The following is a 26376-nucleotide window of genomic DNA, read 5'->3' on the forward strand; positions in this document are numbered from 1 at the left end:
CAGACAACACCGCTACAGGTATCGGAAGCGATAGCGCCACCGTTATTGGCCAACCAGGCGTTGAGCTCTGCAGTGTTCCCTGCACCGTCACATTCTACGGTGCTATCGCTAGCTGCCGTGTCTATGGTAGGTATTGTATTATCTTGAACTGTAATAGTCTGTGTCGCAGTAGCTGTATTAGAACAATTATCTGTAATTGTAAATGTTCTTTGCACTATTATAGGACAGTTATCAGTTGATGTTACAATATCTATATAAGTAATGCTTTGAATATTAAAATCGTCAGAAGCATTATAGTTTGGATTAGTTGCAAATTCAGATTGTACATCACTAGATGTCGTTGTGCTAAAAGCAAAAACAGCATCGGCACTGGTTATGTCTGATGTTGAGCAACCTTCAATAGTTATTGTTGAAGGAACTGATATTATAGGAGATTCAATATCATCAGTATCGATTGTATCTGAAACATTAACTGTACATCCATTTGCGTCCGTTATAAGAATTGTATAAGTACCAGACGAAAGATTTTCGAACAATCCGCTAGTTTGAGTTGTTGCACCATTGTCAATAGAGTAGGTGTATGGTGGTATACCACCAGTAGCTTCTGCTGTAATACTACCTATATTTTCACCTAAACATTCAACATTCGTAATTTGTGTAATTGAACCAGAAACTTCGGTTGCAGGTTCAAGTACGTCTGAGGAGTTTGTAGCTATACAACCGTTTGCATCTGTTACCGTAACAGAATAGGTTCCTGCAATTACATTGATTAAATCCTCAGTTGTTGCTCCTGTATTCCATGCATATGTATACGGAGGTGTTCCTCCATTAACAGTTAAGTCAACGGAACCTGTTGCATCGCCTTTACATAATATGTTTGTTACCGCAATACCAGTACTTAAGGCGGTTGGTTCATTAACCGTTATGGTAGTACTTTGCGTACATAATGTCGTTTGATCAGTTACAGTAACTGTATAATTTCCTGCAGGTAATCCAGAAACACTTGGTGTTGTATCCGGAAGTGTGTTCCAACTATATGTAAATGGACCTGTACCATTTGAGACTACAGCAGTCACACTACCATTACTTTCACCATTACAGACAACGGGTGTGGAAGTTCCTGATATCGATAAATTATTACACGTTCCTGGATTTACCATGACCGTAGAACTTTCAGTACAACCGTTTGCATCTGTTACAGTTACTGTGTAAGTTCCAGCGGATAAACCGTTTATATTTTGAGTAGTTTCTCCACCAGGACTCCAAGAATAGGTGTAAGGTGATACACCACCAGAAGCAGAGGCATTAGCAGTACCATCTCCAGTACTTGGACCTAATTCGTCTGTTGCAGAAGCTGATAGGTTTAATGCATTTGTTGGTTCAGTTATAGAAATAGTTTCTTCAACTGGCTGACATACAGTGCCATCAATTGTAACACTAACATCATATACGCCAGCAGTCACGTTATTGATTGTACTAGAGGTAACACCAGAATCAACTTGGCCGTTTGTCCAAGTAAAAGTGAAAGTTGCACTTGGGTTTGCATTTGAACTTGCAGTTACTGTTCCAGAACCTGTAGCATCACCAACACAAAGTACATTTGTAATTGTTCCTATGGTTATTTCGGTATCACATGTATTTACACAGACAATAATAACACTTTGAGTTAATTCACAACCATTAGCATCTGTTACGGTTACTGAATGATTCCCTACAGGTAAATTAGTTGCGGTTGCCGTTGTTTGGTTACTCGCTGAAGCGCTCCATTGATAGCTGTAAGGTGCAGTACCACCAGAAACATCAGCAGTTGCCTCACCATTAGTACATCCTTGAGCCGTATTGGCATCAGTTTTACTAATGTTAAGACTTAACGGACTAGATGGTTCTGATATTGTTGTACTTGTTGAAGCAGTACACCCATTTGCATCTGTTACTGTAACAGTATATGAACCTGCGGTAACGTCTGTTAAATTTTGTGTTGTTTCTCCATTACTCCATGAGAACGTGTAAGGCAATGTACCTCCAGCAATTGTTGTTGTAATATCTCCAGTTGCTTCACCTGTACAATCTACATCAGATACACTAGCAATTGAGATATCAAGTATATCTGGTTCAGAAATTGTTATTTCTAAAGAATCTGAACAATTGTTGGCATCTCTTATAAATACCGTGTAAACGCCAGCTGCTAAGTTTTCAAATAAACCGGTTGTATTACTAAAGTCAACGTTATCTAAACTATATGAATATGGCTCGACACCAGAGCTTCCTGTAACTGTTAATGAACCATCACTAAGTCCATTACAACTTGCATCTTCATGACTAGCGGTATCTTCAGAAATACCTGTATTAATTACTGTAACATCAAAACTACATGTAAGAGTTTCTGTATCACCATTAGGGCCAGTATATAATGCCGTATAAATAACAGTAGTATCTCCATCAGGAAAATCATCTCCTGGAATATAGTTAGAAGTAACAACAAAGTTAATTCCTCCAGTACAACCAATATCTACTAATGTGGCATTATAATAAATTCTATCTATTTCAATCTGGTCACCACCATTGGCATCTGAACTGTCAAAGTTGAATTTAACCTTATATGCACCACTTGGTACAGAGTTAGGGATTATAATAGTTTGCATTCCATCAGAAGTAATTCCTGATACAGAATCGGAATAAACCACGGCGTCGTTATCTGGATTTAATAACTGAAGTGTCCAATTTACTGTCGCCGTAACATTAATTAACTCTATATTTATATCAACACCTCCAGAGGTATCAATATATGCTGTAGGGGCAATCAGATAAGAATCATCATATCTTGAGCCTACACCCGTTGACTGAAATAATCTCAGATTATCAACTCCGACTCTTTGAGCATAATTAAAATCCCAACAATCAGACCCAAAGGCACTTTCTGGCAGGTCGAATTCCATATTAAATGAATAATCGTCTCCGGGCACTGAAGTACAACATTGATAAGCAAATGTTGGAGGAGTCCAGTTTACAGGTGTTCCACCATCTTCTTCGCTACAAACAGCATCGACACTTGTTGGACAATTAGCTACATTTATTTGACAAGAAACCTCTACTGGTTGGGTTAAAGTAATTGAATCTGTCGTTGTACAACCATTTGCATCGGTTATCGTTACATTATAAGTTCCTGCAGGTAGGTTCGAAATATCTTCATCCGTAGAACCATTACTCCATGAATATGTATAAGGTGCTGTGCCACCTGAAACTGATAAATCAATCGTTCCTGAATTATCACCAAAACATAACAAGTCTGTACCACTAATAGAGGATGCTAGTTCCTCAGTAGGTTCTGTAATAGTATAGGACCCAGAAACAGAACAACCATTAGAATCAGTAACAATAACAGTGTAAGTACCAGCTGCAATATCCGTTAAATCTTCTGTTGTGGCACCATTACTCCATACATAACTGAAGGGAGCTGAGCCACTACTAACATCTAAATCAATGGATCCTGTGCTTTCGCCAAAGCAGCCAACATTAGTGGTGTCTGCGTCAATATTTAAAGTTGTAAGTACGACTGGATTACTTGTGTAACTTGTAACACAGCCCACAAATTTATTTCTTACAAGTAGAGTATAACTACCAGCTAAAAGGTTATCAAACACTGGAGAATCTTGATAGGTCGTTCCACCATCTATGGAGTAGTCATATATATTACCTAATGGACTTGTTACCGTAACCGTAAACTCATTTACTGTGCCGTTACAGCTTATTGTAAATGTTGGGTCATCTGGTGGGGCAACAAAACTAATTGTGGTTTGTGCAGTATCGCAAACAGAAGTATTCGGTGCTGGTAGGCACACTTCATATTCAAACGTTACATCACCAATAAAACCAGTTGGTGGAACATAGGTATAAGTTCCATCTGTATTAAATGTAAAAGACTGTCCAGCAGGACTAGGTGGAGTAATTATTGAATATGTTGATCCTACAGGTACATTATTAGCAATATTAAGATTTCCATTAAATGTACCGTCAATACAATTATTTTCTTGCTGATCAACAGCATACTTTTGTAAAATAAAAAATTTACCATCCCCATGATCTCGGGTGGCAGCGTTAAATTCAATTCTCGATATTTGGGAACCTGTGGTAACAATATCGCTTAAATAGAATAAAGCGATACCAATGGTACCGTTATTTTCTACAACTCTATTTGTTTTCCAATAATCTGTGCCCGGATTTGGCGGCCCAAATTGTGGACCTGATAAAGCACTTGAATTTGGTCTGACAAAGGTTTGACCCAGAAATTGTTCAGGTCCGCCACCTGGTGGAATACCATATACCGCTACGTGATAACAGTTATTGATATTTCTTTCCGTAACAGCTAAAACACCGCCTTCATTAGAGGGAATTGCTGGATTATAAAAAATACTTTGTTTTTGAGCATCAGTTGTTTCAACAGCATTGAAGTCTAAACAAATATCTCTTCCATTAGGGTTGGCCGTAAAATAATGATTTAAGTTTTTACTTTGAAATGCGGTTAAAGCTATAGCGTCCCAATTTGGATCATTACTTCCATTAGCCAACGTAGCTCCATTTTGCAAAATTCTATTGGGTGCATGTCCATCAGGACCAAGTCTAGTCATTTCGTAGCTTGATGGTACAACAAAAGTGTTATACACCTGCCCATCTATAGTAATGGATTCTATGTTAGCAGGACTATTTCTGCTTGGTTGTGGTCCTGCCCACTGAAAAGTCACTCCCGTTTGAATGGAAGGGGATTGTTGAGCAACCACCAAGTTAAAGCTACATAAGATGACTGCAAGGCAAGACATCATTAGGCTTTTTACGATAGAAATACCAGCGTATTTTTTTCTCATATTGTACATAACATATACTATCTACGATGTTGTTGGGGCAAAGACAATTCTATAATAAGAAAATCTATTATATAGTTACCGTTATAAGCAACAACAGAGTTATTTATTATTTGTTAAAATAGAGGGAAGTATTCTTAACGTAAATGAAATATAGAATGGATTAATATATTTTTGATTTGGGGTCATTTACATTAATTTTACATAACAAATGAAATTATAACTAACATCATACACAAACATTAAAGTTAAAGCGGCAAAATACTCGTTAAAACGGAAATATGCAACATTTTGTCGAAAAAAATTGCATTTAATCGATAATTAATGAAGAAATTAACACTAATGAGACACGGAAAATCCTCATGGGAATTTAGCGTGTCAGACAAAGAAAGACCTTTAAAACCAAGAGGTAAGCGAGATGCGTTATTAGTGGCCAATGAGTTTGTTAAATTTTCAGAAATACCTCACAAATTTTATTCGAGTCCTGCGAAAAGAGCGCAAAATACTGCTAAAATATTTGCAAATACGATTGGTTTTTCCATTCAAAACTTACAAATTATTGACGAACTATATGATTTTGGTGGTAATAATGTCATTTCTTTCGTAAAAAAGTTACCGAACTCAATAAACTCTGTAATGATTTTTGGGCATAATCATGCCTTTACTAATATTACTAATATTTTTGGTGATCAGTCTATAGATAATCTTCCTACAAGTGGTCTTGTATCTATTGAGTTTGAGATAGAATGCTGGAGTGATTTAAAAAAAGGAAGAACTAAACGAATTATTATTCCAAAGAATTTACGTTAATGATTAAAAATACTTATATAAATAGAGAACTCAGTTGGTTGCAGTTTAATGCACGTGTTTTACAAGAAGCGGCCGATGAAAATGTTCCCTTAATTGAACGTTTACGATTTTTAGGAATTTTTTCTAATAATCTTGATGAGTTTTTTAAGGTACGTTATGCCACGGTTAAACGTATTTACGAAGCAGGTAAAGGTGGTAAAAGTGAATTGGGTGGTATAAAGGCAGGTGAATTATTAGAACAAATCACCCAGATAGTAATTGAACAGCAGGCAGAAAGCTTAGAGATTCTAGATGATATTGACCATAAATTAAGAGAAGAGAATATTTATAGGATTAATGAGTCTCAGATTAGTGAGAGTCAGCAAGATTTTATAAAGTCTTATTTCTATCAAGAACTCAGTCAAGCTTTGGTAGTAATCATGCTACATGATGAAATTAATGTCCCAGAGCTTAAAGATAGTGCAGCTTACTTGGTGGTGAGAATGGAGAAAGCAAGTTCGAAATCTCAATTTGCACTCATAGAAATTTCCAAGGCTATGGATCGCTTTATTGTATTACCAAGTAAAAATGGTTCTGAATATATTATAATGGTAGATGATGTTTTACGCTATTGTTTAGATGATATTTTTAACATTTTTACCTATGATGCTATTTCTGCACATATGATTAAGATTACCAGGGATGGCGAATTAGATTTTGATAGTGATTTGAGCAAAAGTTTTATCCATAAAATCTCTGAAAGTGTTAAGGATAGAGAGATTGGTGACCCTGTACGCTTTGTTTATGATAAGAAAATTGACGAAAGTACATTGAATTTTTTGTTAGAGCGGATGCATATAGATGACAAAGATAGTATTATACCAGGAGGCCGATATCATAATAGAAGAGATTACATGAATTTTCCAAGTCTTGGAAGAACCGATTTGCTTTACGAAAAGATAAAACCCCTTCCTGTAAAAGGGTTAAGTCTTAATGATAGCATATTTGCATCTATTGCCCAAAAAGACTATTTGGTTTATACGCCTTACCATACCTTTTCGTATGTTGTTAAATTTTTAAGGGAGGCGGCCCTCGATCCACAGGTAAAAACCATTAAAATCACTATTTACAGATTAGCTCAAATTTCTCATGTAGCGAGTTCTTTGATAAATGCAGCCAAAAATGGAAAGAATGTCACAGTATCAATTGAGTTGCGCGCTCGCTTTGATGAAGAAGCCAATATCAATTATGCAGAACAAATGCAAGATGTAGGTATTAATTTATTGTTTGGTGTTACGGGTTTAAAGGTACATTGTAAAATGTGCGTTATAGAACGACAAGAAAAAGATAAAATGGTGAGATATGGATTTATCAGTACCGGCAACTTTAATGAGTCTACTGCTAAAATTTACACTGATTTTACTTTACTTACAGCTAATAACAAGATTTTAAAAGACCTTAATAAGGTCTTTAACTTTTTTGAAGTGAATTACAGGATTCACAGATATAAGCATATCATTACATCTCCGCACTACACTATGTCAAAGCTATTTGCGCTAATAGACAGCGAAATTGAAAATGCTAAATCAGGTAAATCAGCTTATATTAAACTGAAGATGAATAGTATAAGCAGTTATAAAATGATAGATAAGCTTTATGAGGCAAGTAGGGCAGGTGTAAAAATAAGAATGATTATTCGAGGCTTATGCTGCTTAGTTCCGGGTGTTCCTGGAATGAGCGAGAATATTGAAATAATTAGTATAGTCGATAAGTTTTTAGAACACACGCGCTTGTTCATTTTTTGCAATAATGATTCACCTAGATTTTTTATTTCCTCAGCGGATTGGATGACAAGGAATATAGACAATAGAGTAGAGGTGACCTGTCCGATTTACGACAACGATATTAAAAATGAATTATCTGATTTATTTGATATTTGTTGGAACGATAATGTTAAAGCAAGGATTATTAATACAACTCAAGATAATACTTATAAAAATGGTAGCTTGCCATTATTGCGTGCTCAATTTGAAACCTATAATTATTATTTAAAGAAATTAGAAGGATAAAATGCTGAAGATTCAAAAATATGCGGCTATAGATATAGGGTCTAATGCCGTTAGACTATTGATATCAAATATCATTGAACAAGATAACGAAGTTCCTGTTTTTAAAAAGAACTCTTTGGTGAGAGTACCAATTAGATTGGGAGCTGATGTATTTTTGACTGGTGAGATTTCTGATTATAACCAACTACGCATGTTGGATACGATGAAAGCCTTTGGTCTACTAATGAAATCTCATGGTGTAGTAAGATATAAGGCCTGTGCGACTTCTGCAATGCGAGAGGCTAAAAATAGGGGCACACTTACACAAAAGATAAAAAAGAATTCGGGTATTTCTATTGATATTATTGATGGAGAAGAAGAGGCGGCCATAATTGCAGCCACTGATTTGCACACTTTTATTGATTCTAATAAAACCTATTTATATGTCGATGTTGGAGGCGGTAGTACCGAATTCTCAATACTTCATTGCGGTGAGAAAATTGATTCTAAATCCTTTAGAATAGGAACGGTAAGGCTTCTTAATGATATTGTTAAAAACGAAACCTGGATAGAATTAGAAAAATGGATTAAGGAAAAAACCAAAACTTATGATAAAATAGAGCTTATAGGTTCTGGTGGGAATATTAATAAAATCTTTAAAATATCAGGAAAGGAGTTAGGTAAACCGTTGACTTATTTTTATTTATCAAGTTATTACCAAATGCTTCAGAATTACTCCTATGAAGAGCGTATAACAAAGCTTAATTTAAACCAAGATAGAGCAGATGTTATAATCCCAGCAACGAGAATCTACTTATCTGCTATGAAGTGGAGTGGTGCTAAAGACATGTATGTGCCAAAAATCGGGTTGTCAGATGGTATTATAAAGAGCATTTATTATGAAACAGTATCTAGTATTTCTGTTTAAATGGTTCATTCATCTACATTTTTTGGCTTAAAATCTAATTATTGTTACCGATTCTATTTTTTACAGTTATATTGTCAATCTCAAATTTAATATTATGAAAAAATATTTCATTCTTTTAGTTTTAACCTGCTTTACATTAGTTGGTACGTCACAGGATATACGTTATGGTATTAGAGGCGCATTAAATGTCTCTAATTTAGATTTTACTCCAGACGCTGATTTTGAAAATAAACATCGTAATGGTTTTGCGTTTGCTGGCTTTGTAGATTTTGGCCTATCTGAAACAGTTTCTTTGAGAACTGAATTGCAATGGTCAGCCGAAGGTGGTAAAGAAGAAGATCTAAGGGCTGATTATATTCAGCTACCTATTCTCCTGAGATTATCCGTATCTGACCGTTTGTCTTTTGGAGTAGGACCTCAAGTCAATTTAAAGACATGGCAAAATCAAGATGCTTTTTCAACATTTACTTTTTCTGGTGTCGTAGGAGCAGAATATATGATTACTGATGAACTTTTTGTAGATGCAAGATACTCTTATGGCTTTACCAATATCCTTGATGAGGATTTAACTACAACAGAAGCGAAAAATCATGTGATGCAATTTGGTTTTGGAATTAAGATTTAACAACTGTTTTTAGTGTGAATTATACAAGCCCATTGAGATAAATCAATGGGTTTTTTTTAGTGCTAGCCATGCACTGTTTCTTTTTTCCCTAAATCTTTCATTATTTCGGCTTCATAAATCAATAAATCTTGCCACTTTTTATCTACTTCTTTTCTCTCTCCGTATTTACGGGCAAAATTTAAAAACATCGTATAATGCCCCGCTTCACTAATCATTAGTTTCTTGTAGAACTTTGCTAGTTTTTTATCCTCTAATTCTTCAGATAACAATTTAAATCGTTCACAACTTCTAGCTTCAATTAAAGCGGCGATTAATAATCTATGTACTAATTGTGTTGTTCGGCTTCCCCCTTTTGGAAAAAATTTTCTTAAAGCAAGGACATATTCATCCTTTCTATCTCCTCCTAGTGTCCAACCGCGTTCGGTAATTTTATCATGGACCATTCTAAAGTGGCTCATTTCTTCTTGCACCAAATCCGACATTTCTTGTACTAATTCCGTGTATTCTGGAAAACCTATTATAAGTGATATTGCTGTGCTTGCAGCTTTTTGCTCACAATAGGCATGGTCGGAGAGAATCTCCTCTATATTTTTCTCTACAATATTTACCCACCTTGGGTCCGTTGGTAATTTTAATCCGAGCATAATCAGTAGTTGTTTTCGCTTAATTCAGTAATATAGGGCTGGCCTGCTTTGTTGATTAGAAGATTGAACTTCTTGCATTCATCTGATTCTATGGAGCAAAATTCTATTTGGATGCTTAATAAATTTTTTTCTATTGACAAAGCCTGATCAATCCAGATATCTCTAAGGTTGAATTTTGACCAATTTTTATGTTCAATTTGTAAATTTTCCTCAATAAAGTCGCGTCCAATGATATCTCTGAAAATCACATTTTCTGCATATTTAACCTCTAATTTACTTTCTACAATTCTGTAAAAATGATTTTGGGTTATTTCATTAATTGTAGAGCTATTGAGAATTGAACTATTCATATCTGTAAAGGTTTTAAGTTTTATCTCATAACCGTTGCTTAATATAGTATCAGTAGCAATCTCATTATACTCTAAAGGATGATAGGCAATTTTAGTTATTACTTGATTACTCTTAAAATTAGCTATGCTTTTTTTTAGGGCTTCATTTTTAGAAATTCTACCCTCGCAACCCATGCTGCAAATACCTAAAAACAATAGCAACGGTAAAATGTTAAAAATCTTTCTATACATCTAATCCAAAGGTTTTCTTTAAGAGTTCTATGTTTCTGTTTTTCTCTTTAAGCTTTTCGTATTTTTCTTGAGGTGTAAAGGCATATTTTTTAGCAATTTCCTCATTTACACTTATCTGAAGATGAAGGTCGTAATTTTTAAGCGTTTTCTTTAAAAACATCATTAACGGATACTGGGAACGCTCTAATTCTATTTTATTTGTGTTGTTAGAATAGGTTAGGCATATTGCTGTGTCTCGCAATTCTGGTTTTTCCATCTCCAATATTGAAGCCATTATTTTTTCACCTTTTCTATGTAAAGATTTGGTGTATGTTTCCCAAGCTTCTAATAAATCTTCTTGTTTAACAGGTTCTTTGGGCAGTTGCTCCTCGTCAACAATAACATCTAACTGCCTAATTTGGTGCTCTTTTTTCTCTCTTATACTCTTAAGAGATAGTCCTGAGGTAACATTTTTACCCTTATTAATTGATATTTTTGGCAGTTCCTTAGGCTCAGCAATTTGAGCGGACTGGTCAATATCTTCCTTATGAGAAGGGGAGACCTTATCTTCTGCTTTGCTAGCCTCGATTGTGGCTTTCGCTTTACTGACTTTTACGGGTTCTATACCTTTAGCCTCAAAGTAAGACGGCGGAATTATGTAGTGTTTATTGTTTTTTTTTTCTCCGTCAAAAGTGATGGAGGCCATTTGCATTAAAGTCAATTCAACGAGAAGACGTTGATTGCTGCTCATTTTATATTTGAGATCACATGCATTAGAGAGCTCAATATATTTGAATAAAATAGTATCGGAGATTTTTTGAGCCTGTTTAATATACTTCTGTTTGGTGTCGTCTCCAATTTCTAATAAACCTAAGGTAGACTCATTTTTACAAACCAACAAGTCTCTAAAATGCGATGCTAGTCCGGCTATATATTGATGACCATCAAACCCTTTAGCCAAAATTTCATTGAACTGAATAAGTAATTCAGGAATTTTATTCTCTACGATTAAATCTGTACTCTTAAAAAAGGTTTCATAATCGAGTACATTTAAGTTTTCGGCAACGGCTTGTCGTGTTAAGTTTTTTCCAGAAAAACTCACTACACGGTCAAAAATAGACAATGCGTCCCTCATAGCACCATCAGCCTTTTGGGCTATAATATGTAAAGCGTCTTCTTCGGCAGATATACCTTGCTCTTCGGCAATATATTTTAAATAGTCTTTGGCGTCAGTTACGGTAATACGTTTAAAATCGAATATTTGACATCTCGATAGGATGGTTGGAATAATCTTGTGTTTTTCGGTTGTTGCCAGAATAAAAATACAATGTTTAGGAGGCTCTTCTAGAGTTTTTAGAAAGGCATTAAAGGCTGATGCCGATAGCATGTGAACCTCATCTATAATGTATACCTTATACTTTCCTACTTGAGGCGGAATACGTACTTGATCTGTAAGGTTCCTAATATCGTCAACGGAGTTATTGGAAGCCGCATCTAGTTCAAAGATATTAAAAGAGAAATCCTCGTCTTTACTAGTGTTATCATCACTATTTATCATTTTTGCCAATATTCTGGCACAGGTTGTTTTTCCTACACCTCTTGGGCCTGTAAAAAGTAGGGCCTGAGCTAAATGATTATTTTCTATGGCATTAGTTAGAGTATTGGTTATAGCCTGCTGCCCTACAACATCCTTAAAGGATTGTGGTCTATACTTTCTTGCAGAAACTACAAAATGTTCCAATCTAACTTATTTTTTTGCTTTTGGCAGAAAAAGATAATGCCAAAAATATTGCTATACAAATTTAATAATAAGCGTCTAATTGACTTTGATTACACTTTAAAAATAGTATGAGTTATTAACAATTTACTTACTTTTGACCCAAGTAAATCGCCTTATCGATTCTAAATTTTTTTAGGGTAGGAAAGTCCGAACACCATAGTGCGGTATAGTGGCTAACGGCCATCCATCGTGAGATGAGGAAAAGTGCAACAGAAAGGATGTACAGGTTATGCTGTAGTGAAATCAGGTAAACTCTATGCGGTGCAATGTCATGTAAACCAATGCTTGAGAGCGGCACGTTCAATGTTGGAGGGTAGACAGCTAAAGTTTAACGGTAACGTTAAACGTAGATAAATGATAAGGACTTTTCTTTTTTGGAATTCACTTTCTAAGGAAGAAAATGTACAGAATTCGGCTTATAGATTTGCTTAGACATAAAAAACCCTTTACCATTACGTAAAGGGTTTTTATTATTTAACTATTTTTTGGGAGGCGTAATAGTATAACCTTGCTTTTCCATGATATTCATCATATCATAGAAGTATCTGATCATTGCAATTTTACCGTCTTGCACTAAGGATACCGTATGGTATGGAACAACCATAGTTGAACCAGATTTTTTGTCCGTAATAGTGTTAGTTCCCCATGAGAGCAACCACTCACCAGCATTCCAATTATTTTCAACTTTGACAGGTAAATATAAATCATCGCTAATGGAATGCTTATACTGATTGGTACTGTTTGTAAAATAGTCTTTATGTTGCTTTACATTAAGGGAGTCTAAACCGCCACCAAGACCATATATCATGGCATTTTTATGGAGTTGAGCGTTCATTTTGACCACGTCGCCCTTTTGTAAGGCAGCTGTGTAATTTCGCACCAGATTTTGTGCCATTTCTGAATTTTTAAATTCTAACGTCACCATTGGTTCGTCTTGAGCGCGCACAGTGCTACTCACTAGCACAATCAGCGCTAATAGGATAGTTTTTTTAAAAGTTTTCATAATTAATTGTTTTGGTTAATAGTTTGTTTAACCATAACAAAAAAAGTTGTGCGCAAAGTAGAAATGTAGCAGAATCTTTCTGCTCAGGTTTTATAAAAATAGCTAAAAATAAATTACTAGACTATATGCTTGATAATTAGTTGCTTTCAAAAAAACTAAACGCATTACCACCATAATGCTTTGTCTGTGTGTACTTCTCTAATTGGCTTAGGTCTGTATGTTTTGAGTGCTCTATAATAAGTAAGCCATTATCTTCTAATAATTTATTTTCAAATACTAATTCAGGGATTCTTGAAAATTGGTCGACTTCAAAATTGTAAGGTGGATCTGCAAAAATGATTGTGTGTTTTTGCTTAGAATTCTCTAAATATTTATAAACGTCACTTTTAATAGTGCTTATAGGCATTTCAAATAAATCGGCGGTTTCGTTTATAAATTTAATGCAGCCATAATTATTATCTACTGCTACAATTTGCTGAGTTCCTCTAGAGGCGAATTCGTAACTGATATTGCCAGTGCCAGCGAAGAGGTCTAATACAGAAAGCTCATCAAAATAGTAGCGGTTGTTAAGAATATTAAATAAGGCCTCCTTAGCCATATCTGTTGTTGGTCTTACCGGTAATTTTTTGGGAGCTGTAATTCGTCGCCCTTTGAACTGTCCAGATATGATTCGCACTAAAAAGAGTTTAAAATTAAAAAATGTTCGAGACGCTGATTTGCATTAATAACTTCTGGAAAATTAAATCCATAGTCATCATCAACAAAGTCAACATGCCTAACATATTTGTAAATAATACTATATAACTCATCATTTTTAGCGATGGTACCGCTTAATTTAATTGGTATGGTTTCTGTGTCTAAATTGAGCTGCTCAAAAATGAAGAGGATGTAGTAAATAAAATCTTCTTTAGTTTGATATTCAAAATAATTATAGAGATGAAGCTGTGATTTATCAACAACTGCACATTCAATAGCATTGGGATTGACATTGATGTAAACGCTATTAGAGTTTAGATTAGAGACTTCTTTTTGTAAAACATAATCAATGAGCACGCTAGAAGCATGTTTATAAACAAATTCTCCAAAAGTGTCAAATATATAATTGTTGATATTTACATAAGGAACGTAAATATTAACCGATTTGTTAATAGCAATAGTATCGTGAGTAATAAAATCTGACCTTAAAATTTTTGAATTGAATTTTAAATAATCCGCCTTATACGCTTCATTATAAAGGTCTGCTGGCACCAAGGTTGCTAATTCGTTTTGATGGATAACAAGGATGTCATCAAAATCATCCGAAAATACGGTATTGCTGCTTAACTCTGTTTTAAGTCTATTTAATACATCCAAGGGACTGAGTTTTCGCTCAAAACTTAAACTGTTTAAATACTCAATACTATTTTGGCTTCTGTTTAATATGCAAAAAGAAAGTCCATTCAAATTTACTTGAATGGACAATTCTTTAATATTTGTTTTGGCCAAAATTTACTCTTTTGTGGACAAGTCTTTACCCCAATTACCACTTGTGCTAACTTCTTCCATAGAACCTATTTTTATCGTAGGCCCTTTAACACCGGCAATTGAGAAGGCTTGCTTTTCTTTTTCGATTAAGTACTTTTCTTCGCCATCTAAAACAATAGCTTTATCAACACTTGCTTCAAAAACAGGAATTTCATCTAATTTACCTGCTTTAAGATCGAAAATTGCACCAGGCTTTCCAACACCAACATTCATCATAGTCTTATATCTATCTGTTCCCTTGAATAAGGAATCTTTAACAGAGTAATAACTTAAAGTATCTATCAACGTAATAGTTTTCATAGTCTCTACACCACCAAAGGCACGTGTACGCTCTTCATCTAAAACAAGTGTATCTCTTCTTTGTGTAATAGGTACTTGGGCCGTATCTACGAATTTTATGAGGTTTTCAAATTTATCAGTGTATTCTCCATTTACTTCTTTATAAACTAATTGCGCATCTCTAATATCAATTAAACGCTCAATAACAGCCTGATAACGCTTTACTTTTAGTTGGTTGAATTGAATCTCTTTGTAAACAGACATAAACGTCATGTAAGCTAAGTATATAATTAATGCCCAAAGTAAAATATTGATAACGGGTTTAATTTTTTTTGGAACAAATTTGTCAATTAACCATACAATACCAATGGTTAATAGTATAATAACTACAATTGCTATAATAACGTTTAACATAGTCTAGTTTATTAATTAGGTCTACGGCAAATCTACAATTTTTTTTTGTTCGTAAAAACTATCTAAATAAAAATCATTGTTTTTGAAAGAGACGCTTTGGTAAGCCTTTATAAACCAAAGATTAATACTATCTTGCCATTTAAACAAATTGTTTATGATTGCCCATGCATCAGCCTTTTACACGCTGTTAAAATCAAAATTTCCGTTTAATCCTACTTCAAAACAAGATATGGTGTTGATGCAATTATCTGAATTTATTTTTGATAAATCCCCAAATTCAATTTACCTCCTCAAAGGTTATGCTGGTACAGGTAAAACCAGTATAGTAGGTACATTGGTCTCTAACCTTTGGCATGCTAAAAAAAGCGCAGTGCTCATGGCACCAACCGGAAGAGCAGCTAAAGTAATATCTAACTACTCTAAAAAGGAGGCATTTACCATCCACAAAAAGATTTATTTTCCAAAAAAGGAAAAATCAGGTGGTATAAAATTTGTAATGCAGCCCAACAAACACAGAAACACTGTTTTTATTGTAGATGAGGCGTCAATGATACCAGATGTGCCTTCAGATTCAAAACTTTTTGAGAATGGCTCTTTGTTAGACGATTTAATGCAATACGTTTATTCTGGGCATAATTGCAAATTGTTGCTCATCGGTGATATGGCTCAATTACCACCCGTTAAATCAGATTTAAGTCCTGCTCTCGATCAAAACCGTTTAGAATTAAATTACAATAAAAGTGTATTGGGTATTGAATTAGATGAAGTTGTAAGACAAGATCAAGACTCAGGGATTTTAGAAAATGCAACAGAATTACGCTCTGTGCTTGAAACAGGTATTTACGATAGCTTTAAATTTAATTTAAGTGGGTTTAAGGATATTGTACGCCTTGTAGATGGCTATGAGATTATGGATGCTATTAACGACGCTTACAGTGACCTCGGCTATGAAGAAACTGCGATTATCGTTCGCAGCAATAAGAGAGCTAATCTGTATAACAAGCAAATTAGGGAGCGAATACTCTTCAAGGAAAATGAGCTTTCAACAGGAGATTATTTAATGGTGGTGAAGAATAATTACTTTTGGATAAAGCCTACCACAGAGGCTGGTTTTATTGCCAACGGTGATATCATTGAGGTCCTAGAAATATACCATTTAAAAGAGCTCTATGGATTTCGTTTTGCAGAAGTAAAGGTAAGGATGGTAGACTATCCTAGAATGCGACCTTTTGAAACTGTATTAATGCTAGACACACTTAGCGTTGAATCTGCATCGTTAAGTTATGAGGAATCTAATCGCCTTTATAATGAAGTTGCTAAGGATTACGCTAATGAAAAATCAAATTACAAAAGATTTTTAGGTGTTAAGAACAATAAGTATTTTAATGCATTACAAGTAAAGTTCTCGTATGCTATAACCTGTCATAAATCTCAAGGTGGTCAGTGGAACACTATTTTTGTAGAACAGCCTTATTTGCCAAATGGTATGGATAGGGAATATGTGAGATGGTTATATACCGCTGTAACCAGGGCAAAAGACAAACTATACCTTATAGGATTTAAAGATGATTTATTCGTTGAGGTTTCTTAAACTAACAAACTATTCAATATGAAATGAGTTTTATAATTTACAAATATGGTACCAAAAAAAAACAGCATTAAGACGTCAAATACTGATTGAATATCTTAATTTTAGCACATATGAATTCTGATTTATGAAAGTTATTTCCATGATTCCTGCGCGGTATGCGGCATCCCGTTTTCCTGGCAAATTAATGCAAAACCTAGCTGGTAAGTCCGTGATATTACGCACTTATGAGGCAACAGTTGAAACAGGATTGTTCAGTGAAGTATATGTGGTCACGGATAGCAGTATTATTTTTGATGAAATAACCAATCATGGTGGAAAAGCTATAATGAGTAAACACGAGCATCAATCGGGCAGTGACCGAATTGCCGAAGCTGTAGCTGATATAGATTGTGATATAGTAATTAATGTTCAGGGTGATGAACCTTTTACTGAAAAAGAAAGCCTTTCTAAATTGCTACAAGTCTTTACTAATGACAGCAAACAAGAAATTGATTTGGCGTCTCTTATGGTAGAAATAGATGACTGGGAAGAAATAAATAATCCAAACACCGTAAAGGTTATTACTGACCAAAACAGTTTCGCATTGTACTTTTCCCGAAGTCCAATTCCGTTTCCTAGGGATAAGGAGACAGGGATTAGATATTTTAAGCATAAAGGTGTTTATGCCTTCAGAAAACAGGCTCTGTTAGATTTCACTGTGTTGCCTATGCGTACCATAGAAGCTACAGAAAAGATTGAATGTATTCGTTTTCTAGAATATGGAAAAAAAATAAAAATGGTAGAAACCGCTATTCAAGGTGTAGAAATTGATACTCCAGAGGATTTAGAAAAAGCTAAGCGTTTGTGGAGGTAATAGATAAAAAAAGATAACGCCATGGTTCGGGACTACGAGAACATAAAAGTAATTGGTTTTGATGCAGATGATACCCTATGGGTTAATGAAACATATTTCAGGGAAGCAGAGGAGAAGGTAGGACATTTACTGTCCCACTACGAAACTCCAAATAAAATAGATCAAGAGCTTTTTAGGATAGAAATTCAAAATTTACCAACATATGGCTATGGTGTAAAGGGATTTGTGCTTTCAATGATAGAATTAGCCTTAGATTTATCTAACGGAAAGGTATCTAACACTATTATTGGAGAAATTGTTAATATAGGTAAGGACATGATCAATAAACCTATTGAACTTCTTGAAGGTGTTGACGAAGTATTGAGAAAATTATCAACGAATTATAGATTAATTTTGGCGACTAAAGGAGATTTGTTAGACCAAGAGCGAAAGTTAGAGAAGTCTGGTCTAATTGATTATTTTCATCATATTGAGGTGTTAAGTGAAAAACAAGAGAGCAACTACAAGAAACTGTTAAAACATTTGGATATAAAGCCTCAGGAGTTTTTAATGGTTGGTAATAGTTTAAAGTCCGATATATTACCATTAGTCAATATTGGTGCAAAAGCAATTCATGTTCCATTTCATACAACCTGGCAACACGAAAAAGTTAGTGAAGAAGATACAAATGGGTTTAATTATAAAACGGTTGGAAGTTTAACTCAAATTTTAAACTTTTTCCCTTAACGGAACCATAACTAAATTTTATTTTTGACAAAGAAATTGAATACATGATATATAAGAACCATCCAATGGTGTCCAAAGTGGTTTTTGGGCGAGGTAGTTTTAATCAATTAGAAGATATACTTGCCCCAAACCGAAAGGGAAGAAATGCACCTTTTATTTATTATGTTGATGATGTTTTTAAAGGAAATCATTGGTTGACTTCCAGGATTCGTCTATCTTATAAAGACAAAATTATTTATGTTCCAACAAAGGAGGAGCCTAAAACCTCACAGATAGACAAATATGTGGAGGATATTATTCTTGAGTTTAGCGAACTACCATCTGGGATTATAGGAGTTGGCGGAGGCATAGTAATGGATATTGCAAAGGCTGTTTCGTTAATGCTTACAAATAAGGGAGAATCTAAAGACTATCAGGGATGGGATAAAATTAAACATCCTGGTATTTATCATGTTGGAATTCCGACTATTTCAGGGACCGGAGCAGAAGTTTCTAGAACTACTATACTTACAGGACCAGAACGAAAGCTAGGTATTAATAGTGATTATACACCATTTGATCAGGTTGTTCTAGACCCAGAATTAACAAAAGGTGTTCCAAAAAATCAATGGTTTTATACAGGAATGGATTGCTATGTGCATTGTATTGAGTCCCTTAACGGTACTTATCTAAATGCTTTTAGCCAAAGTTATGGTGAAAAAGCTTTATCTCTATGCAAAGAGATTTTCTTGGAGGATAACTTAACCAAAGAGGAGGCACAAGATAAATTAATGATGGCATCTTGGCATGGAGGTATGAGTATTGCCTATTCACAAGTAGGAGTGGCACATGCGATGAGCTATGGGTTAGGTTATCTCTTGGGTGTTAAACATGGCATAGGTAACTGTATTGTATTTGACCATTTAGAGGAGTATTATCCAAAAGGTGTAGCCCTATTTAAGGAGATGAAACAAAAGCACAATATAGAGCTGCCGCAAGGCATTTGCGCAAATCTGTCCCAGCAAGAGTTTGATAAGATGATTGATGTTGCCTTAAGTCTTGAGCCCTTATGGGAGAATGCAATTGGTAAACATTGGCAAACAGAAATTACTAGGGAAAAACTAACGGACCTATACAAAAAAATGTAATATGGGTTGGTTGGCCAGGTTCATTTATTTTAAAGTATTGGGTTGGAAAATTTCAGGTAATAAAAATTTCTCAAAAGACAGCATCAAAAAAGCTGTTATTATTGCTGCTCCGCATACCAGTTGGCATGATTTCTATATTGGTTTACTCTTACGAAAAATAACAGGAGTTAAAACTAACTTTATTGGTAAAAAAGAGTTGTTCAGATGGCCGTTTGGTTTATATTTCAGAGCTATTGGAGGGCGCCCTGTTAACCGAACAACAAAAGAAAATAAGGTAGAACAAATTGCTAAGCTTTTTGAAGGTGAGGAGGAGTTTAGGCTAACATTAGCTCCAGAAGGTACCAGAAAAAAGGTAGAACAATGGAGGACAGGCTTTTATTATATAGCTAAAGCTGCAAGTGTTCCTATTATAATGTTTACCCTTGATTTTGGTAATAAACAAAACAAAGTATCCGAACCTTTTTATCCAACGGACGATAGCGAAGCTGATTTTATTACTATTCGGGAATTTTTTAATGGAGTTGAGGGTAAAGTAAAAGCTTACAGTTAAACAAAATTTGGCATGAGATTTGCACTTTGCATAATGCAATGAAACATAAAGTAAACTCTTAAGTCCCTAAAAAGAAACATTGATAAATAAAAGCGCATTAATGAGTTAATGCGCTTTTTTATTGATATAATTTCTGAGAGCTTTATTGGTTTGCATTTGAAGCTGTTTTTTAAAAAACCCTGTAGAGCCTATAAGAAGTCCTTTAAATCCTAAGGCTTGCTTAGCCCAAGTATGTAGATTAAAATTGTCTTGATGATTAATAATTAAGCCATCTTTGAACTTAAATTGGGCGTTGATTTTATTATGCACCTTACGGTGGGTTTTACTAAATGTATAATGGGCTTCCCATTGAGCTTCTCCATCATTAAGATTAGCTTTTATATTAGAATATGTAATTCTAAAGTTTTTTCCTTTTTGCGAATCACAGAGCATTTGCCACATGGATTTAGCATTTTCTCCAATTAGTACGCCAAAAGCAGGGTCTTCAAAAGTAATATTGGGATGATAACAAGATATCATAGTATCAGCATCTAACCTAGCAAATCCACTATAGAATTTTTCAATTAATACTTCCAAAAATTTAAGTTTTGTATTACTCTTTAAATTTAGCAATAATTTACTCTTATTGAGGTGTTAAAAACTAAAATCCTTGGATTATACCTAGATATAAAGGCATACCTAAAGTAATATTAAAAGGGAAGGTTATGGCTAAAGCCATAGGTAAGTATAAACTAGGGTTGGCTTTTGGTGCTGCAAGGCGCATGGCAGCCGGCACAGCAATATATGAAGCACTTGCCGCTAAAATGGCAAACAACAATCTATTTCCAATACTTTCGGTAAAACTACCGCTGATAAATGCTACGGTAACTCCATTAATAATAGGTATTACAATGGCAAAAATTAATGCGAACCAGCCATGCTTTAAAAATGACGATAATTTTTTACCACTTGTTATACCCATATCTAACAAGAATACGGCTAAAAAGCCTTTAAAAATATCTGTGGTAAATGGTTTAATTCCTTCAGCTTGGGCGTCACTTGCCAAAAATCCAACAACAAGACTACCTAAAATAAGGAGCACACTTCCATTTGTAAGGGCATGCTGAATGATTTTACCAATATTAATTTTTTCGGGATTATCTTTGTCAAAAATGGAGATAAGTAAAACACCAATAATTATGGAAGGTGCTTCCATCAATGCCATGACAGCCACCATGTGACCACCAAAAGTGATATTTTCTATATCTAAAAATGATATTGCAGTAATAAATGTAACTGCACTCACCGATCCGTAAGAAGCAGCAATAGCTCCCGAATTGGCAACAGTAAATTTACGTCTTAGAATAAAATAAGTGTAAACAGGTACTAATAACGCTAATAGAATACCAAATAGTAGTGAGTACAAAATCTCCATGTTTAAATCACTGTGAGCCAATTCTTGGCCACCTTTAAAGCCAATAGAAAGTAAAAGATAGAGTGAAATGAACTTAGATGAATTTGAAGGGATCTCCAAATCACTTTTTAGTTGTACTGCAAGAATACCGAGAAAGAAAAATAATAAAGCCGGATTAGTAAGGTTGTCTACTAATAAATGTAAATCCATTTCTTTCGTTTAAATGTGCAAAAATGAAACATTTTTTTATTTATTTTTATAAATATTATAAATGCTTCCCATTACAATTTGTTATGAACTATACCTTGCATCAACTGCAAATATTTTTAAAGATAACAGAATTAAAAAGTATTACAAAAGCATCTAAGGCTTTATTCCTTAGTCAGCCAGCAGTATCCATTCAACTCAAAAAATTTCAGAATCAATTTTCTATACCTCTGACCGAAGTTATTGGCAGACAACTGTATGTTACCGAATTTGGTAAAGAAATAGCTGAAGCTGCCGAGAAAATCCTCAATGAAGTTGAAATGATTAACTATAAATCATTAGCCTTTAAAGGTGAGGTTGCCGGCCGATTAAAAATTTCTGTTGTGTCAACGGGCAAGTACGTGATGCCATATTTTTTGTCAGACTTTATGAAGGACAACAAAGGCGTAGATTTAGTCATGGATGTGACAAACAAGGAGAGCGTTATTAAAAGTTTGTCTGAAAACAAGGTGGATTTTTCTTTGGTCTCTGTAGTACCAGAACAGTTAAAATTAAACTGTTTAGAACTTATGGAAAACAAGTTGTTTTTAATAGGTAATGGCGATACTAACATATCTATATCGGCAAGTAATGACGAGATATTTGAACAATATCCGTTGCTCTATCGCGAAGAAGGATCTGCAACTCGAAACGCTATGGAGGATTTTATTGCAAGCAAGGACTTGCCAACGAGAAAAAAAATGGAACTCACCTCTAATGAAGCTTTAAAGCAAGCTGTTATTGCTGGTTTGGGAGTAACTATAATGCCACTTATCGGTTTAAAAAATGAACTAAAAAATGGCGATCTTAAAATTATTCCTTTCAAAGGGCTGCCATTGATTACAAATTGGAATTTAATTTGGTTAAAAAACAAAAAGCTTTCACCAACAGCTGAGGCGTATCTAGATTTTATTTCTTCGGAAAAAGATAGAATTACAGCAAAAAATTTTGAATGGCATGAGTCTTATTAGCTCCTGAGTTTCGCCACTAACTTCCTTATAATTGAATAAACAAAAGCATTATTTCTCACATAATAGAATGAGATAAAGCATACCGTGGTTAAAAAAACCAAAGCGCCAAAAATGGCCTGAGTAGGCTCTAATGATTTTCCAATAAGTTGATAAAGACCATAGCCTGTAAAACTCCCATAAATTATGATAAAGTGAATAACATATATAGAAAGTGTTTTTTGTCCTATCTTAAGAATTAGAGGTTGTTTTACTAAAGTTTCAAACCAATAAAAAACCGCAAACAATATAAGAACATTGCCAAGGCGTGTGTAGAGGTAATTGTAATAGGCAACATCATAAAAAAGTACCACATCTGTCTTGCCATATAACCACATAAAAATGTAGGAAGACCAATGTATCAATATAAGGCCAACTAAAATAAAGGATACTATTGTTATATGTTTAAAACGATGATGCTCTAAGTAACGATAAAATAAGGTTGCTATAAATGCCCCAAAACAAATATATCCAAACCAAGGAATTATGGTGAAGATTGATCCATTGCTCTTGCTGAGATAATTAGAAAAGAATAGTGGCGCATTAGTTAATTCTAACGACCTGTAAAGCGGTTCGGTTGTAAAAACAATTATCCCTAAGACTAGCATTAAAATTGAGAAAACAAGTGTTTTTCTCATAGTTATAAGGTAAATGAGAATTACAAGGATTAATGATAAGCCGATACATTGTAAGACATCCACAACCATAAAATAGGTTCTGAATTCCCCTAGAAACCATTCGAAAATTGGAATTCTGAGCGCATATCCGATCCCTATGAGCATCAGGCCTCTAATAAATCCTTTTCGTATTCTTAAGGCTGAGGTTCCTTTGTGTTTTGCTTTGATTAATAGATAAGAAAATATTAATCCAGATATAGTAAAAAAAGTAGGAGCTGTTATTCCTCTAAAATACTCCCAAGTACTATATACAATATTATTAGAATCTCTGTAAATAGGATTTAAAAGGGAATCTATGAAATGTCCTTGTAACATCATAAGGATGGCAAAGGCTCTTACGGCGTCAATAAAATAGAGACGTTGTGTCTTCACAGATTAGCTAGCTAGGCTACAAATGTAATATTTGTTACTTAATGGAAAAGACTGATGTGAAAAATTAAAATATATCTGCTTGATGCATATTACTGCCTAAGAATTTTTTCCATCTTTCTTCCTTTAGCCAATTCGTCAACCAATTTATCTAAGTACCTAGTCTTTTGGGTGAGTGGATTGTCGATGTCTTCAATGCGATAACCACAGATGACACCCTTTATAAGTTTAGCATTTTGGTTTATGGTTGCTTTTTCAAAAAAAGTTTTAAAGGTAACTCTGTCTTCAACTAATTTTAAAATGGTAGAATCGTCAAATCCCGTTAGCCATTCTATAACTGAATGTAATTCTTCTTTTGTGCGTCCTTTCTTTTCAATTTTTGCAATATAATGTGGATATACAGACGCGAAAATCATATTTGCGATACGCTGGTTATGTTCTTCAGTTACTTTCATAATAGTTAAATCTTTTAGATGTCCTCAACGAAAAAAATAGCATTATTATTTAAATCATGGAATCCAATTTCATTGGTATTCCATTGTGTATGCAGTCTGAGTCTATCTTCTTTTATGGTACCTCTTTCAATGAGTTCATTAAAAATTGGCATGAGGTTTTGTACAAAAATTTTAATAACCGACCCTCCTAATAATGGATCTTCTTTAGAACCAGCGTGCCATTGCAAATGAATACATAGATTATCTCTTCGCAACACGGCGTACATATCATCACTGTGTAATTTATCAAAGCCAACATATTTATTGTACCAGGATATATCTCTTTGAATATTTAAGCTTGGAAGTACAGGTGATATTTCTACGAATTTAGTGGTCATTAGTTAGGTGCTTCGTTTGACTAGTTGCTTGTAACACTAATTTCCATCTTCAAAGCTAGTTGAATACATGGGTTTGCTTATTTTTTTAGTTATTATCTTCAGGTAATGGTGAAATCATTATATGAGCTCTGTGTGTTCCGGGGTTCATAATCCAGGGATGATTTGCGCTTATTGGTTTTTCTGGAAGTCCAGTAGATTCAGCCGTAGCAAAAGGCAAGTAGACCACATAGCGGTATTTTGCTCCTTCTACCATAGAGGTTTTGGGATTATACGTTTCATTTTTACCATAGTAAATATGAAGTGTAGAGCCAGGTTTTCCCATGTCTAATTTACCAGACTTGGCTTCTTCCTCTCTGATATTAAAGATTTCCATTGCGCTCTTACCTTGGGCTCTTAATTCTCTTCCTCTTGCCATAAAAGGTTCTAAATCTTTGTGGTAGCAGGCAGCATTAAATCCAGGTTTCTTAGGGTCATCTGCAAGTACAATGAATTCGTTGTTGCCTTCGCGAAGCGTAATAAATTCACCTGCCATATTATAGCCAATAACTTTACATTTATCGCGGCTTTCTTTTGGTGCGGCCATTAACGCTGTAGCGATTAAAGCTTCATCAGTATTAATGGCAACCAATTCTTTTTGGTTATTTTCCGATGTGCTATTTGTTTCAATGGTCTTTGTATTTGGCTCCTCTGTTTTAGGTTGTTTTTTGTCTGATGAATTGCAGGACATTAAAACACCAAAAAGCGTTAATACAATTAATAGTTGTTTCATTTTTAGATATAATTTTATAATGATTAAGTTATTGATTAGTGTGAAGGACAAGATTCTTTTGTATTGCCTCGTTGTAGAAAATTAATTTGAATTTTCTGTTGAAGCCTAAATATAACAAATTACACTGATACTAGAGAGGATTATAATTCGAAAACTAATTGATTTGTAGAGAATTATAGCCTTATGTCTTAACTTTTGCACACAAAGGAAACGTAATTCCAAGGGCAAATGCTCCTGTAAATTGTTTGACAGATGGCTGAAAGTAATAGGCAAATCCTAAATCAACACTATTATTTTTTCCTAATTCCAGTCCTATTGAAAAAGGGATGTGATAAACAAATCCACTGCTATTAATAATATCGAATGCTGTAATGGTTTCAAATTTCCCGATTGAAGTCCCTAGACCAATTTCAATATATGGCGCTACCCAGGGAATCGGTGCGCGCAATCTCGCTTTTCCACCAAGTAAAAAAGCTTTGGTTTCTACACTTTCATTTGTTGGGTTGTCATTGATATCCTTTCCATTAGAATTTGTTAAAACGATTCCTGCATAGGGTCTTAGCTCAATCCAAGAAGCGACTTTGAGAACTAGTTCGCTTTGTGCAAATAAACCATCTGAAAAAATTTCATCTACGCTATTGTATGGGGCGCTTAGTCCATAACCAATTTGAGCATTTATTGATCTTTCTTTTATAAATTGAGCTCCAGCTAGATTTGAGATTAGAAAAATTATGAGTAAAATCTGGAGTTTGTTCACGGTTTATTTGGGTTGCTGTTTATTTTGGT

Annotated in this window: 25 protein-coding genes and 1 other RNA gene; 11 read left to right on the forward strand and 15 right to left on the reverse strand. The window is 34.5% G+C overall.

Features of this window, described 5'->3' with window-relative positions; genetic code table 11:
- On the reverse strand, nt 1-4859 hold a 4859-nt coding region (locus tag J4050_RS13395; RefSeq protein WP_208155105.1), incomplete at its 3' end, for an Ig-like domain-containing protein.
- A 321-nt stretch (nt 4860-5180) separates the two neighbouring features.
- On the opposite strand from J4050_RS13395, the gene J4050_RS13400 reads away from it, so the two are divergent.
- From J4050_RS13400 to J4050_RS13415, 4 genes are all read left to right on the forward strand, one after another.
- Nucleotides 5181-5666 carry a SixA phosphatase family protein gene (locus J4050_RS13400; RefSeq protein ID WP_208155106.1) on the forward strand — a complete coding sequence of 162 codons (486 nt, stop codon included), beginning with the start codon at nt 5181-5183 and terminating at the stop codon, nt 5664-5666.
- Nucleotides 5666-7714 (forward strand): polyphosphate kinase 1, encoded by a 2049-nt coding sequence (ppk1, locus tag J4050_RS13405; RefSeq protein WP_208155107.1) that lies wholly within the window; start codon nt 5666-5668, stop codon nt 7712-7714. Before J4050_RS13400 ends, ppk1 begins: the two co-directional genes overlap by 1 nt.
- Before the next feature lies 1 nt (nt 7715).
- A complete protein-coding gene (locus J4050_RS13410) occupies nt 7716-8621 on the forward strand; it encodes a Ppx/GppA phosphatase family protein (protein WP_208155108.1) in 906 nt (301 codons plus the stop codon).
- 94 nt (nt 8622-8715) lie between these two features.
- The gene (locus tag J4050_RS13415; RefSeq protein WP_208155109.1) at nt 8716-9246 is read left to right on the forward strand and encodes a porin family protein; all 531 of its coding nucleotides are present in this window, start codon (nt 8716-8718) and stop codon (nt 9244-9246) included.
- A gap of 62 nt (nt 9247-9308) precedes the next feature.
- On the opposite strand, the gene J4050_RS13420 is transcribed toward J4050_RS13415, so the two are convergent.
- The 3 genes from J4050_RS13420 to dnaX are packed head-to-tail and all read right to left on the reverse strand — an operon-like array spanning nt 9309 to nt 12191.
- Nucleotides 9309-9890, reverse strand: a complete 582-nt coding sequence (locus J4050_RS13420) for a MiaE family protein (protein ID WP_208155110.1) — start codon at nt 9888-9890, stop codon at nt 9309-9311.
- Between the two features lie 2 nt (nt 9891-9892).
- Nucleotides 9893-10471: a hypothetical protein gene (locus J4050_RS13425; protein ID WP_208155111.1), complete on the reverse strand. Its 579-nt coding sequence runs from the start codon at nt 10469-10471 to the stop codon at nt 9893-9895.
- Entirely contained in the window at nt 10464-12191 is a 1728-nt protein-coding gene (dnaX, locus tag J4050_RS13430) for a DNA polymerase III subunit gamma/tau (protein WP_208155112.1), read from the reverse strand. Before dnaX ends, J4050_RS13425 begins: the two co-directional genes overlap by 8 nt.
- Nucleotides 12192-12330: 139 nt before the next feature.
- Here dnaX and rnpB point away from each other — a divergent pair.
- Nucleotides 12331-12665, forward strand: an RNA gene (rnpB, locus tag J4050_RS13435) — RNase P RNA component class A.
- Nucleotides 12666-12708: 43 nt separating this feature from the next.
- Here rnpB and J4050_RS13440 read toward each other — a convergent pair.
- From J4050_RS13440 to J4050_RS13455, 4 genes are all read right to left on the reverse strand, one after another.
- Nucleotides 12709-13233, reverse strand: coding sequence for a nuclear transport factor 2-like protein (locus J4050_RS13440; protein ID WP_208155113.1), 525 nt, complete (start codon nt 13231-13233; stop codon nt 12709-12711).
- Between the two features lie 136 nt (nt 13234-13369).
- Nucleotides 13370-13909: a 16S rRNA (guanine(966)-N(2))-methyltransferase RsmD gene (gene rsmD / locus J4050_RS13445; RefSeq protein ID WP_208155114.1), complete on the reverse strand. Its 540-nt coding sequence runs from the start codon at nt 13907-13909 to the stop codon at nt 13370-13372.
- Nucleotides 13909-14718, reverse strand: a complete 810-nt coding sequence (locus J4050_RS13450; RefSeq protein ID WP_208155115.1) for a DUF3822 family protein — start codon at nt 14716-14718, stop codon at nt 13909-13911. The genes rsmD and J4050_RS13450 overlap by 1 nt, the downstream gene beginning before the upstream one ends.
- Before the next feature lie 3 nt (nt 14719-14721).
- Nucleotides 14722-15450: a hypothetical protein gene (locus J4050_RS13455; RefSeq protein ID WP_208155116.1), complete on the reverse strand. Its 729-nt coding sequence runs from the start codon at nt 15448-15450 to the stop codon at nt 14722-14724.
- 154 nt (nt 15451-15604) lie between these two features.
- Between J4050_RS13455 and J4050_RS13460 the strand changes: the two genes are divergently transcribed.
- From J4050_RS13460 to J4050_RS13480, 5 genes are all read left to right on the forward strand, one after another.
- A complete protein-coding gene (locus tag J4050_RS13460; protein ID WP_208155117.1) occupies nt 15605-17041 on the forward strand; it encodes an ATP-dependent DNA helicase in 1437 nt (478 codons plus the stop codon).
- Nucleotides 17042-17165: 124 nt separating this feature from the next.
- The gene (gene kdsB, locus J4050_RS13465) at nt 17166-17894 is read left to right on the forward strand and encodes a 3-deoxy-manno-octulosonate cytidylyltransferase (RefSeq protein WP_243878640.1); all 729 of its coding nucleotides are present in this window, start codon (nt 17166-17168) and stop codon (nt 17892-17894) included.
- Nucleotides 17895-17915: 21 nt separating this feature from the next.
- Nucleotides 17916-18620 carry an HAD family hydrolase gene (locus tag J4050_RS13470; RefSeq protein ID WP_208155118.1) on the forward strand — a complete coding sequence of 235 codons (705 nt, stop codon included), beginning with the start codon at nt 17916-17918 and terminating at the stop codon, nt 18618-18620.
- Between the two features lie 44 nt (nt 18621-18664).
- On the forward strand, nt 18665-19747 hold the full coding sequence (locus J4050_RS13475; RefSeq protein ID WP_243878641.1) for an iron-containing alcohol dehydrogenase family protein: 1083 nt from the start codon (nt 18665-18667) through the stop codon (nt 19745-19747).
- Nucleotide 19748: 1 nt separating this feature from the next.
- Nucleotides 19749-20297, forward strand: coding sequence for a 1-acyl-sn-glycerol-3-phosphate acyltransferase (locus J4050_RS13480; protein WP_208155119.1), 549 nt, complete (start codon nt 19749-19751; stop codon nt 20295-20297).
- Between the two features lie 105 nt (nt 20298-20402).
- Here the strand turns inward: J4050_RS13480 and J4050_RS13485 are convergent, their stop codons facing one another.
- Together J4050_RS13485 and J4050_RS13490 are read right to left on the reverse strand one after the other, a co-directional pair.
- Nucleotides 20403-20873 (reverse strand): nuclear transport factor 2 family protein, encoded by a 471-nt coding sequence (locus tag J4050_RS13485; RefSeq protein WP_243878642.1) that lies wholly within the window; start codon nt 20871-20873, stop codon nt 20403-20405.
- Nucleotides 20874-20937: 64 nt separating this feature from the next.
- Nucleotides 20938-21900 (reverse strand): sodium-dependent bicarbonate transport family permease, encoded by a 963-nt coding sequence (locus J4050_RS13490; protein WP_208155120.1) that lies wholly within the window; start codon nt 21898-21900, stop codon nt 20938-20940.
- Between the two features lie 83 nt (nt 21901-21983).
- On the opposite strand from J4050_RS13490, the gene J4050_RS13495 reads away from it, so the two are divergent.
- Nucleotides 21984-22907, forward strand: coding sequence for a LysR family transcriptional regulator (locus J4050_RS13495; RefSeq protein ID WP_208155162.1), 924 nt, complete (start codon nt 21984-21986; stop codon nt 22905-22907).
- Here J4050_RS13495 and J4050_RS13500 read toward each other — a convergent pair.
- The 5 genes from J4050_RS13500 to J4050_RS13520 form a co-directional block, all read right to left on the reverse strand.
- Nucleotides 22904-23992: a heparan-alpha-glucosaminide N-acetyltransferase domain-containing protein gene (locus J4050_RS13500; protein WP_208155121.1), complete on the reverse strand. Its 1089-nt coding sequence runs from the start codon at nt 23990-23992 to the stop codon at nt 22904-22906. The two genes, J4050_RS13495 and J4050_RS13500, sit on opposite strands and share 4 nt — an antisense overlap.
- 89 nt (nt 23993-24081) lie before the next feature.
- Nucleotides 24082-24444, reverse strand: coding sequence for a DUF2200 domain-containing protein (locus J4050_RS13505; RefSeq protein WP_208155122.1), 363 nt, complete (start codon nt 24442-24444; stop codon nt 24082-24084).
- Nucleotides 24445-24458: 14 nt separating this feature from the next.
- A complete protein-coding gene (locus tag J4050_RS13510) occupies nt 24459-24821 on the reverse strand; it encodes a VOC family protein (RefSeq protein WP_208155123.1) in 363 nt (120 codons plus the stop codon).
- An 85-nt stretch (nt 24822-24906) separates the two neighbouring features.
- A complete protein-coding gene (locus tag J4050_RS13515) occupies nt 24907-25590 on the reverse strand; it encodes a hypothetical protein (protein WP_208155124.1) in 684 nt (227 codons plus the stop codon).
- Nucleotides 25591-25771: 181 nt separating this feature from the next.
- The gene (locus J4050_RS13520; protein WP_208155125.1) at nt 25772-26347 is read right to left on the reverse strand and encodes a hypothetical protein; all 576 of its coding nucleotides are present in this window, start codon (nt 26345-26347) and stop codon (nt 25772-25774) included.
- Nucleotides 26348-26376 lie beyond the last annotated feature (29 nt).

The sequence above is a fragment of the Winogradskyella pelagia genome, assembly GCF_017581965.1.
GTDB classification, from domain to species: domain Bacteria; phylum Bacteroidota; class Bacteroidia; order Flavobacteriales; family Flavobacteriaceae; genus Winogradskyella; species Winogradskyella pelagia.